The 9,816-nt window shown below is 40.7% G+C and carries 14 protein-coding genes; 4 read left to right on the forward strand and 10 right to left on the reverse strand.

Features of this window, described 5'->3' with window-relative positions; all coding sequences use genetic code 11:
• Positions 1-20: 20 nt before the first annotated feature.
• From QUB13_RS30565 to QUB13_RS28335, 4 genes are all read right to left on the reverse strand, one after another.
• A complete protein-coding gene (locus QUB13_RS30565; RefSeq protein ID WP_442922213.1) occupies positions 21-179 on the reverse strand; it encodes a transposase in 159 nt (52 codons plus the stop codon).
• A gap of 305 nt (positions 180-484) precedes the next feature.
• The gene (locus QUB13_RS30570) at positions 485-790 is read right to left on the reverse strand and encodes an ISL3 family transposase (RefSeq protein WP_442922214.1); all 306 of its coding nucleotides are present in this window, start codon (positions 788-790) and stop codon (positions 485-487) included.
• 39 nt (positions 791-829) lie between these two features.
• Entirely contained in the window at positions 830-1,129 is a 300-nt protein-coding gene (locus QUB13_RS28330) for a transposase family protein (protein ID WP_333387896.1), read from the reverse strand.
• A 593-nt stretch (positions 1,130-1,722) separates the two neighbouring features.
• Positions 1,723-1,941 (reverse strand): helix-turn-helix domain-containing protein, encoded by a 219-nt coding sequence (locus QUB13_RS28335; RefSeq protein ID WP_194070913.1) that lies wholly within the window; start codon positions 1,939-1,941, stop codon positions 1,723-1,725.
• Between the two features lie 281 nt (positions 1,942-2,222).
• Between QUB13_RS28335 and QUB13_RS28340 the strand changes: the two genes are divergently transcribed.
• A complete protein-coding gene (locus tag QUB13_RS28340) occupies positions 2,223-2,693 on the forward strand; it encodes a hypothetical protein (protein WP_194011320.1) in 471 nt (156 codons plus the stop codon).
• A 166-nt stretch (positions 2,694-2,859) separates the two neighbouring features.
• Here the strand turns inward: QUB13_RS28340 and QUB13_RS28345 are convergent, their stop codons facing one another.
• Positions 2,860-4,248 (reverse strand): UDP-glucose dehydrogenase family protein, encoded by a 1,389-nt coding sequence (locus QUB13_RS28345; protein ID WP_333387900.1) that lies wholly within the window; start codon positions 4,246-4,248, stop codon positions 2,860-2,862.
• Between the two features lie 32 nt (positions 4,249-4,280).
• On the opposite strand from QUB13_RS28345, the gene QUB13_RS28350 reads away from it, so the two are divergent.
• Positions 4,281-4,493: a hypothetical protein gene (locus QUB13_RS28350; RefSeq protein ID WP_333387903.1), complete on the forward strand. Its 213-nt coding sequence runs from the start codon at positions 4,281-4,283 to the stop codon at positions 4,491-4,493.
• 171 nt (positions 4,494-4,664) lie between these two features.
• On the opposite strand, the gene QUB13_RS28355 is transcribed toward QUB13_RS28350, so the two are convergent.
• The 4 genes from QUB13_RS28355 to QUB13_RS28370 all read right to left on the reverse strand — a co-directional run bounded on the left by QUB13_RS28355 (position 4,665) and on the right by QUB13_RS28370 (position 6,974).
• Positions 4,665-5,603: a UDP-glucuronic acid decarboxylase family protein gene (locus QUB13_RS28355; protein ID WP_333091362.1), complete on the reverse strand. Its 939-nt coding sequence runs from the start codon at positions 5,601-5,603 to the stop codon at positions 4,665-4,667.
• A gap of 403 nt (positions 5,604-6,006) precedes the next feature.
• Positions 6,007-6,183 carry a hypothetical protein gene (locus QUB13_RS28360; protein WP_333387906.1) on the reverse strand — a complete coding sequence of 59 codons (177 nt, stop codon included), beginning with the start codon at positions 6,181-6,183 and terminating at the stop codon, positions 6,007-6,009.
• A gap of 44 nt (positions 6,184-6,227) precedes the next feature.
• Positions 6,228-6,416, reverse strand: coding sequence for a hypothetical protein (locus tag QUB13_RS28365; RefSeq protein ID WP_333387909.1), 189 nt, complete (start codon positions 6,414-6,416; stop codon positions 6,228-6,230).
• A 30-nt stretch (positions 6,417-6,446) separates the two neighbouring features.
• Positions 6,447-6,974: a helix-turn-helix domain-containing protein gene (locus QUB13_RS28370; RefSeq protein WP_333387912.1), complete on the reverse strand. Its 528-nt coding sequence runs from the start codon at positions 6,972-6,974 to the stop codon at positions 6,447-6,449.
• Positions 6,975-7,071: 97 nt separating this feature from the next.
• Here QUB13_RS28370 and QUB13_RS28375 point away from each other — a divergent pair, with 97 nt between their 5' ends.
• On the forward strand, positions 7,072-7,299 hold the full coding sequence (locus QUB13_RS28375; RefSeq protein WP_333387915.1) for a hypothetical protein: 228 nt from the start codon (positions 7,072-7,074) through the stop codon (positions 7,297-7,299).
• A gap of 301 nt (positions 7,300-7,600) precedes the next feature.
• Here QUB13_RS28375 and QUB13_RS28380 read toward each other — a convergent pair.
• Positions 7,601-8,556, reverse strand: a protein-coding gene (locus QUB13_RS28380) for an IS630 family transposase (RefSeq protein WP_333387918.1) whose coding sequence is annotated in 2 segments (ribosomal slippage) — positions 7,601-8,238 and positions 8,238-8,556 — 957 coding nt in all. Because the reading frame shifts where the segments join, the coding sequence is not laid out codon by codon here.
• Positions 8,557-8,719: 163 nt separating this feature from the next.
• Between QUB13_RS28380 and QUB13_RS28385 the strand changes: the two genes are divergently transcribed.
• Positions 8,720-9,406, forward strand: coding sequence for a vWA domain-containing protein (locus tag QUB13_RS28385; RefSeq protein WP_333387920.1), 687 nt, complete (start codon positions 8,720-8,722; stop codon positions 9,404-9,406).
• The last annotated feature ends 410 nt before the right edge of the window (positions 9,407-9,816 follow it).

Below are 9,816 nucleotides of genomic sequence, written 5' to 3' on the forward strand. Positions count from 1 at the left end.
TTACTATGCCAAATTAACAATTAAAATGCCCAGGACAGCAAACATCTATTTTTGTAGTTTTTAAAATTTCTAAAGCCATATGCAGAACGCTTTATTAACTTAAGCTTGTTGTTAATACCCTCAACAATACCACTTGTCGTCCTATTATCAAAGTAAGCAATTATCTCCGGCAAAGCCAATTGGTAATAGTCTTCACACTATCAGGAAAATATTGTTTGGCTCTTTGATGCCAGATCCCAATCCTCAACAATCCGCTCAACCAATTTGTTCTTTTATTTTCAAATATTTGTCTGAAATTTTCTTTTAATTTTGCATTTATGCCATATTAAAACAAATTTCTTTATCTCCATTAATTTGATATTTTGCTTTTCATTTAAATCGTCTTCATTTTTTAATAATGAATATTTACTGTCGTTTATTCTCTCTAATGCTTGTTGACATTCTGCTGTTTTTGAGGACAATTTTGATTTTTTAGTTAAATCTATTATTGCCTTTTTTCGCGCTTTTTTTGTATGTCTAACTCCTTGTTAACTTGTACCATTACATAAAATCTATCCGCTACTACTTGAGTATTTGGCATAAGTTTTTGTTCTAGGGTTTTGTAACATTCCCACAAATCTATACTCACTTCTTCTATTTGTTCTAAAACCTCTGAATCCCATGAATTAATGACTGGCTCGATTTCAGTCTGTGTTCTTCCTTTGACAATTGTAATTAATTTAGATGTTTCTAAATCGATTAATACGGTACAGTAATTTCCTTGACCTTTGATTGAAGCTATTTCATCAATTCCTAGTTTTTTTTAATTTGATGGTTTTGATGATAATTTTTATAAAGCATTTGACAACATTCTTTCTATTTCTTCTGTTGTGACTACTCCTTGTTTTGCTGCACTGTGAATATCACTCGACAACACTGACTTGATTGTTGTATTTGCTAGTCGTTTTGTATAAGTTCTTTGGTTGTTCATAAAGTCCAATTTTTCGCTAAATGGTTTGCCACATTTTTTATATTTAAACTGTCGCCTGTTTATTTCTAAAAATAGAGGCTGCTCTCCCCACGATAAATCTTTTACTACATATCGATGATTTTGATGTAATCTATTACTTTTTGTCCGCAATGATGACAATGACTTTCTCTATAGATTGACTCCACCTGTAATATTATTCTAATTCCTGGTAGTTGACTTATTTGAGTTACTTTAATTCCTTGTATATTCAGAAGTTCTGTTAGAACTTTAGTACCCTTTTTTGTGGTCATGACTATAATTTGCTCTCAAAAACTCTTGTGGCTCTTTGAGAATTAACAATTAAACTAGCCCAAATGTCAAGCTTGACAAGGACTTGATTTACTTTTCTATATATTTGTTCAGATATTTTCACTTATTTAGCTATTGATTTAGCATAGTAAGTAAGGAAGAACCTAAAAATGAATCATCTCAAAAACCCGCACCCACCCACAAGTAATTAAAATGTACGATTAATTAATTGGGTAAGATGTTGATATGAATTGATCGTGTGCTGGGGGCAAATTTGTGAGATTTTACGTGGGTTTGTGAGATGTCGCCGAGCCAGCCCAGACAAGTTTTGGGGAGGTTTTTATGGTAGGGAAACGGCACTGTAGATTCTTAATTTGGGGACTGTTGTTTATCCGATTTAAAACTGCTACAATCTCTACCAAATGCTCGATCGCCCGCGTCAAAGCTCGATCGCCCAACAGCACCTATTTTTCCATGATTTCCACAAAATCTTCAATCATCACATCAAAGGTGCGAGCCAACTTGTACACTGCGGCAAAATCAACCATCGCCATGCCCTGAGAGCGGGCATAATTGCTAATCGTACTGTAGCCCACGCCCGATCGCTCCGCAACCTCCTTGAGCGTCCATCCCTTCTCGGCGGCCAACTCTCTAACCCGCAACCTGACTAAGCCTTTGCTCATATTCAGTATTTACAAAATTTTGGATTTAGTATATTGTATCAAAAGGCGATCGGTCAGTCAGTCAATTTTAGATTTTAGATTGATTCCACACAGGAATCTACGATCGGGAACAAGCATCTAAAATTTGGGGCTGTTAGCTGCGGGAGTCGGGGCTTGTATCCATTTTGTGGCTGAGTCAGCGAAACTAAAGTCGATCGCCAATTAAAATTAATTCCGACAGATAATTTCTGTCACTCGCACCTAACAGATAGATTTACCTACCACTAGGATATGCAGCTACAATGATATCAGACAATCAGTTAAGATCGTTAGCGATCGGCACATCAAAAATTATTCACAAATCGTCAGTCGTCAATCCGCGATCGAGATTTGTCACCGAAGAAACAGTAGCGCTTTTATTCAACATCACACCAGACCAAATTTACCGGATCGAATGCTGTCACAACATGGTGTACGTACACGCCAAAGGCCTCAGTAGATTCGTCAGCTACGCCGATTTCCCCCCAATCTTAGAAGTAAAACCAGCCTGCGCTCAAGATTTTCTCGGATGGTACAAACGCTGGAAACGCACCCAAGCACCAGAATTTTGGACTAAATTTTATACGTACAACTTCAAAGCCGCTGTTTCAGTTGACAGCTTGCTGGAATGGGGTAAATTAGTCGCTACAGTTAAATCGGTAATTTCAGCCTCAGCACTGCAACAACTACGCGATGTTTACGCTCAAGAAAAAACATTAATGGAAAGTTTCTAAAGCAGGCGCGTCGAGTAAACCCGCGATTGTTCGACACCTTTGATTTCTGTAGGGGCGGTGTCAAGAGTGCCCGCCCTCTTCTATTCTTCTCTTGCGGATCTTCGAGTAAATGTAAGGTGCGCTGCGGCGCACCCTACAGGATAGAGATGATCCTCAAAACTCTTTCTTATCTTCCAATTCCCACATATTGGAAACCAGCCGCTTCTAAAACCTTCTTATCTAAGAAATTGCGGCCGTCAATCATCACCGCATGATCCATCAACTTCGCCATTTTTTCATAATCTAAACTGCGAAACTGTTCCCAATCAGTCACCAACACCAAAGCATCGCAACCATCAGCCAATCTTTCAGGATCTGTTTCTACCAAAACTCCCGACAAACCGTGACGCATCCCAGTCTGAGAAACAATCGGATCGTAAGCTTTAACTTTCGCTCCCAATCGGTTCAAATTGTCGATTAAATTCAGCGAAGGAGCATCCCGCAAATCGTCAGTATCCGGCTTAAAAGTCAAACCCAAAAGTCCGACTGTTTTACCTTTAAGAATCTTCAAAACTTGCTGCAATTTCTCAATAGCAATCAAGCGCTGGCGTTCGTTAACTTCCACCGCCGCCCTGAGCAAATGTGCCTCGTAGCCGTAATCCTCAGCAGTGTGAACTAAAGCTGAAACATCTTTGGGGAAACAAGAACCGCCCCAACCGATGCCGGCTTGCAGAAACTTGCCGCCAATCCGCGAATCTAAACCGATACCTTTGGCTACTTGGGTAACATCTGCACCAACGCGATCGCAAATATTAGCTACTTCATTAATAAAGCTAATCTTCGTCGCCAAAAAAGCATTAGCTGCGTACTTAATCATCTCCGCCGAACTGATATCTGTCGTCACGACAGGTACTGCCGCCAATGACTGATTTTCGGCAAACTTGCGATCGACAATCGGCCTGTATAACTCTAGCATCATATCAATAGCTCGCTGAGAGTTGCTGCCGAGAACAATGCGATCGGGATTAAACGTATCGAAAACAGCGCAGCCCTCCCGCAAAAACTCTGGATTGCTAACCACATCAAATTGCACGCCAGTTTTTGCTGCTACTTCCTCACCAGTAGCCCCATCAGCGCTTTGAGGTTTTTGACGTTCAGCCAAACCATCTAATACAATCCTCCGCACCCAATCCCCCGAACCGATGGGCACCGTGGATTTATTGACAAGCACTTTGTAATCGCCGTCGAGGTGAGCTCCAATGCCGCGCGCCACCGCTTCTACGTAGCGAGTATCGCTTTCCCCCGTAGGCAAAGGAGGGGTTCCCACGGCAATGAATAAAATGTCCCCGTGAGCCACTCCTGCTGCTAAATCTGAAGTAAATTCTAGGTTGCCAGATTGAGAGGCAGAGTGCATTAATTCAGACAGTCCGGGTTCAAAAATTGGCGACTGTCCAGACTTCATTAATTTAACTTTTTCTTCGTTGTTGTCTACGCAAATAACGTGATGTCCGATGTGTGCTAAGCAAGTGCCGGTAACTAAGCCGACGTATCCTGTACCGATGACGCAAACACGCATATAAATGTCCTCAAAGTTAGTGAATTAATCAGATGGAAATGAAGGAAGAAGGAAGAAGGAAGAAGGAAGAGATAAGAAGGAAGAAGGAAGAAGGAAGTTCGGCAACGAGCAATGTACGGGATGTAACGGATGTAACGGATGTAACGGATGTAAGTCCGTCGGAAGAAGGAAGAAGGACGAAGGAAGAAGGACGAAGGAAGAAGGACGAAGGAAGAAGGACGAAGGAAGAAGGAAGAGATAAGTAGAAAATTCTTGTACCCTATATTTTCATCTTCCCCTCTCCCCCTCTCCCCCTCTTCCCCTCTTCCCCTCTCCCCCTCTCCCCCTCTTCCCCTCTTCCCCTCTTCCCCTCTCCCCTCTCCCCCTCTTCCCCTCTCCCCCTCTCCCTATCTTCCCCTCTTCCCCTCTCCCTATCTCTACTGTTGGTTTCCCTCGATGCGATCGCGAAAATCTTTCACAGTCAATTCTAAACCTCGATCCAGGGGCACGGTTGGCTCCCACCCCAACCAAGTTTTAGCACGAGTAATATCTGGTTGTCGCTGTTTTGGATCGTCTTCTGGCAGAGGTTTGAAGATAATTTCTGCCCCTGGATTAATCATGTTTTGAATTTTTTGTGCCAACTCCAAGATAGTGTATTCGCCTGGATTCCCCAAATTCATCGGCCCAATTTTGTCGCTATTCATCAAGCGAATAAATCCTTCTACCAAATCAGAAACGTAGCAAAAACTCCGCGTTTGGGAACCGTCGCCATAAACAGTCAGCGGCTGATTTCGTAAAGCTTGAGCAATAAAATTGCTGACAACTCTGCCGTCATTTTCCAACATCCGGGGGCCGTAGGTATTGAAGATTCGCACAACTCGAATGTCTACCCCATTTTGACGGTGGTAATCAAAAGATAAGGTTTCAGCTACTCGTTTGCCTTCGTCATAACACGATCTGATCCCGATACAATTAACGTTGCCGCGATAATCTTCTGTTTGGGGATGTACGTCAGGATCTCCGTACACTTCGGAAGTGGAAGCGAGAAAGAATCTTGCTTTTACCCGTTTGGCCAATCCCAACATATTCATCGTGCCGATGACGTTTGTTTTAATTGTCTTGACAGGATTGTACTGATAGTGTATAGGGGAAGCTGGACAGGCGAGATGGTAAATCTGATCTACCTCTAACCGAATCGGTTCGGTGATGTCGTGGCGGATCAGCTCAAAGTAGGGGTTGTCCAGCCATTTGAGGATATTGCGTTTAGTCCCGGTGTAAAAGTTATCCAGGCAGACTACTTCGTCTCCTTGGGCCATTAAGCGATCGATTAGGTGGGAACCGAGGAAACCCGCACCGCCTGTGACTAAAATTCTCATTGTGGAAACTGCCGTTCTGTTTAGGGGGTAGGACTGTGGTACAAAAATTCAGTCGATCGAATGAAACTTGCTAACAGAATAACAAAATTGCGATCGCCTATGTAAACACTTATGCGTCTCTTTCATCAAATCTTTAATTAACTTAGCATTTTCAAATATATTCAACAAAGTGCTATAATTCGCAAATGTCAGCTAGCAATTTTTATTAAAGCTTGAATATTTTCGGGAAAATACTGTTGACAATAATTCAGTTTTAAGTTATTGATTATTGGTTGTTTGTTATGCGATCGCTTCTGTGTGTAGTTATCTAAGGAGTTACGCATAAATACCCAAAAAACCGGGTTTTTGACGACTGTTAAAGCGTCAAATCAAGTATTTCCGTAAACAACCGGGTTTCTCAAGGCTAAAAAGCAGTGTCGCTGTCGGCTCTTGGTGGAATCTCAGCAGCAGTTAAAGTCACGATTTTACCGTCACGCCAGATTCTAATTGATTGTCCTAGTCTGCGATGTTTTTCAATTGCTTGAGCGATGGCTGCTTTGACACCTGCGTCAATGCAATGGGAGTATCTGGTGTTTGGCAAAAAGCATTTTTTTATTGAGCGTGCGAGCTCTTGAGGCGATCGCACTATAAATTCAAAACTGAGATGCTCCCAATGCGATCGGGTAATAATCTCAGGGAAACTGTCGTTTTACCTGAACCGTTAGGGCCGCCAATAATATAAATATTTGGCAGAATAGTAATATCAATTTTATTGCTGAGGTTGTTGCTTGATTCCGTAAGGGCGATCGCTCTTCCTGATTTTACTCGCTTCATCCTACCAATTAGTTGAGTTGTGGCAAAATTTTAGTTAGCGTTGTTATCGTTGATGTCTAGATTTTCTATTGACAATTCTGAATCTTGTGAGGTCGGTATTCGCAGGTTTAGAAAAAATACTATTTGATTGTTATCGATATTTATATTCGTTACATTAACAATACAATTTTCTGGTAATAAATCTTTGACCGGGAATTTAGCAGACGACTGAGTTTTATATCCAGCATCCTCAAGCCATTCAGCAATATTTCTCCAATTTTCGATCTTTTCAATGCCTTTACCCACAAAGCCTTTAACGTATTTATAAATAGTGGCACACAGGTCAGTTTCCACACCTTTGGGTGTTTTTTGGAGCTTTTTTGCGATTTCAGAGGGACTGTTGCCACAAAGCAACCCCCGCAGGTGCAGCTTTTCTACGGGGGTGAGAGGCTTTCCCTTAACGGCGGCTAAGTCAGAGTACAGAGTTTTTAAGTCCCAGCGGCTTTCTGCTTCGACGAAGCGATCGTTTGTGGATGCCATAAATAGGTGTGTGTGAAGTTCCTGATGGAAGTCTAACATAATTCCTGATGTATGTCAGAGAAACGCTGTGATTGGTTAGGTTATTATAAAGTAATATTATCAAAAAAAAATACAGCGCTGTTATAATCAGGTAGTTATGAACCGTGAAATAGTAATACAAGTTGCTCGTGAGGCAATCGCTCAAAGGCTTTCTGCTGACTCAATGATAAATTTACAAAGCGTTGCCAGACAGTATGGAGAGCAGCAACAGCTTGTGGATGATGTTGAGCATTGGTGGCAAGAGCTAAAAAATACCAACTTCGAGATATTGTCCAGACTAGAAACAGATGAATGCCGGGATGAATTGCTGCGTCGTCTTCCATAGTCGCTGAAGCCCTAGAAATGAGAAAGTAAAGCTCAATTAATTTTAGTACAGTTCAGAAAATTTTGAGAGGAAACCATGCCTTACAGTGAAGAAATTAACCGAGTAAACCCTACTGCATTCCTATTTGCTATTGATCGCTCTGGCTCAATGGGTGAGTTAATGCCTCACGGTCAGTCTAAAGCTCAATGTGTGAGCGACGTGATGAACCGAATCTTTACTGAATTGATTCTTAAATGCACTGGGTCAGAGGGAATTCGTCAATACTTTGACCTGGGGGTGATTGGCTATGATATAGCCTTTCTCAAAAAGATGAGGTACAATAACAGCAGTGTGTAAACCAGTTAAAAATATTTTCTGATGTAACTTGCTCGAACGCAAACTCAATGGCTTTTCCTAATTCTTTATAATTAGTAGTCTTCCTAGAACGGAGAATAATTTTAAGTTTTGACCACAGATTTTCAATGGGTGAAAAATCTGGTGAATAAGGTGACAAGTATATTAATTTTGCCCCTTTCTTTTCGATCGCTTTTTTCACTTCTTCTCCCATGTGAATAGAACAATTGTCCATCACTACACAAGCACCTTTCCATAGTTTTGGTACAAGTTTTCTGATAATAAAAGCTTCAAATGTAATTGCATCATTTCCACCTATTAGATTAACGGATGTTAAAATTTCATTAACTGACATTGCTCCAATTATTGACACATTTTTGCCACGTTTGGTTGGTCTTTGCCCCTTGGCTCTTTCACCTTTTAAAGCTCTAGCATATAACCTAACCATTGCCAAATTAACTCCAGATTCATCAATGAATATTAAGTCTTTAAAACTAATATTTTTAATTGTTTCCCAAAACTCACATCGCAGGATTTGAACTCGCTCAGTTCCTTTGCCTGAAGGGAAGAGAGTTTTTTTTTGAAAGTTATGTCTAAGAGTTTTATCATTCTTGCTATTGTCGATATACTAAGGGAAAATCCAATTTTCCCATAAAGTTTGGGACGAAGTTCTTCAAGGGTTGCATCATTATTTTCTTCAATCAATTCCGCCAAAATGAGTAGTTGCTCCGCATTAAGTTTGCCTTTGGCTCCACATCGGTCAGTTCTCGGAGCAATGTTTTTTGTTTCACGATACTGTTTAAGCAATTTTTGTACAAAGCTCAGGGCCACCGAAAACCGCTTAGCTATTGCTTTTTGTGAAATGGGTTCAGCATGATAAGTATCAAGGATTTTCTGCCTAAAATCAATCGAATAAGTTTTCATTTTTAACAATGTATGAAGAGGAGTACAAGTTTACTTTTTGTGAGTCAACTTCTTCGTGCTGTCAGAAAAATGTTATTATGTGTGCTATCGCTTTCCCGTGGCTTGTGCGTAACCATGTAATTCTAGTTCAGTCGATCGTTCGTGTCTTCTCTGTTTGACCCTCATGAGTGTCAGTAACATGATACCTCATCTTTGTGAGAAAGGCTATACTACACTAGGAGTTGCTAATCCCCTTACAGGCGATTTAGCTAAAGAATGGCTAAATTCTATCAGCCTTTTTGCAACGAATTCGCTGCGAGTTGAAGTTCGACAGAAAAAAATACCTGATGGGGCTGGCGGCGTTATTGAAACTAATGTTAAGTTTCAAGTTTGGTTTGACCCAATTGCCAAGGGAGGAACGCCGATGTGCGCTGCTTTGCAAACAGCTTATGATATTCTTAATCACTGGTGTGCAACTCATCCAAATGCCTACCCTCCTCTCTTTATTCATATTACAGATGGGCAGAGTACAGACGGCGATCCCGAAGAACTTGCTAAGAAAATCCAACAGCTATCTACGAATGATGGAAATGTCTTAGTATTCAACATTCACCTTTCTAGCCAAGGGAGTGAGACGGCAATGCTGCCATCCTCAGTGTACGGTTTACCTGATAATTACGCAGAAAAACTATTTCGGATGTCAAGCTATATGCCAGAAAAAATGGTAGCTTTTGCTCAGCAAGCAGGAATAAAGAATGTTTCATCAGAATCACGATGTTTTGCCTACAATGTTCAGGAAATAACTCAACTGGTTGAACTCTTGGATATCGGTACAAGGGCGGCAACGGATGCTGTGGGAATGGATCGCTAGGTGTACATTATTAAAATATAGTCATGGCAAGACAAAACATCTCGCTCGAATGGGTAGCACTCATGCTCTTAGTAGGCTTCCTGCTGTTTATTATGGCAAATATTTGTCAAAATGAGCAGGAAAAAAACGTGAATAAAGATAATCAAGACCCTCAACCAGATGGTACATCAGATCACAGGGGGAACGCATCTTATTGAACACTATTCATCAGTGATGAGTATATTTTCAGATAAATTCACCATTATTAGAAGCTATAAACATACTTTGTAACGACTTTTAAGAGAAAAGAGGAACTGATTAATGATGATTTTTACTGGCTGCCATTTTTGAGAAAATAAAAAGCTTACAACCACTGCTTGCAAGTTGTATAATAGTTAGTAATGAGTTGTTTGTAAGAATTTAATTAACTG

The organism is Microcoleus sp. B4-D4 (assembly GCF_036705185.1).
Classification (GTDB): Bacteria; Cyanobacteriota; Cyanobacteriia; order Cyanobacteriales; family Microcoleaceae; genus Microcoleus.

Bases quoted from the DNA above. Each gene is read 5' to 3' on its own strand.
- QUB13_RS28340 (WP_194011320.1), top strand. From the start codon at position 2,223: ATGATATCAGACAATCAGTTAAGATCGTTAGCGATCGGCACATCAAAA.
- QUB13_RS28350 (WP_333387903.1), top strand. From the start codon at position 4,281: ATGGAAATGAAGGAAGAAGGAAGAAGGAAGAAGGAAGAGATAAGAAGG.
- QUB13_RS28355 (WP_333091362.1), bottom strand. From the start codon at position 5,603: ATGAGAATTTTAGTCACAGGCGGTGCGGGTTTCCTCGGTTCCCACCTA.
- QUB13_RS28345 (WP_333387900.1), bottom strand. From the start codon at position 4,248: ATGCGTGTTTGCGTCATCGGTACAGGATACGTCGGCTTAGTTACCGGC.
- QUB13_RS28375 (WP_333387915.1), top strand. From the start codon at position 7,072: ATGAACCGTGAAATAGTAATACAAGTTGCTCGTGAGGCAATCGCTCAA.
- QUB13_RS28370 (WP_333387912.1), bottom strand. From the start codon at position 6,974: ATGTTAGACTTCCATCAGGAACTTCACACACACCTATTTATGGCATCC.
- QUB13_RS28365 (WP_333387909.1), bottom strand. From the start codon at position 6,416: ATGAAGCGAGTAAAATCAGGAAGAGCGATCGCCCTTACGGAATCAAGC.
- QUB13_RS28335 (WP_194070913.1), bottom strand. From the start codon at position 1,941: ATGAGCAAAGGCTTAGTCAGGTTGCGGGTTAGAGAGTTGGCCGCCGAG.
- QUB13_RS28385 (WP_333387920.1), top strand. From the start codon at position 8,720: ATGAGTGTCAGTAACATGATACCTCATCTTTGTGAGAAAGGCTATACT.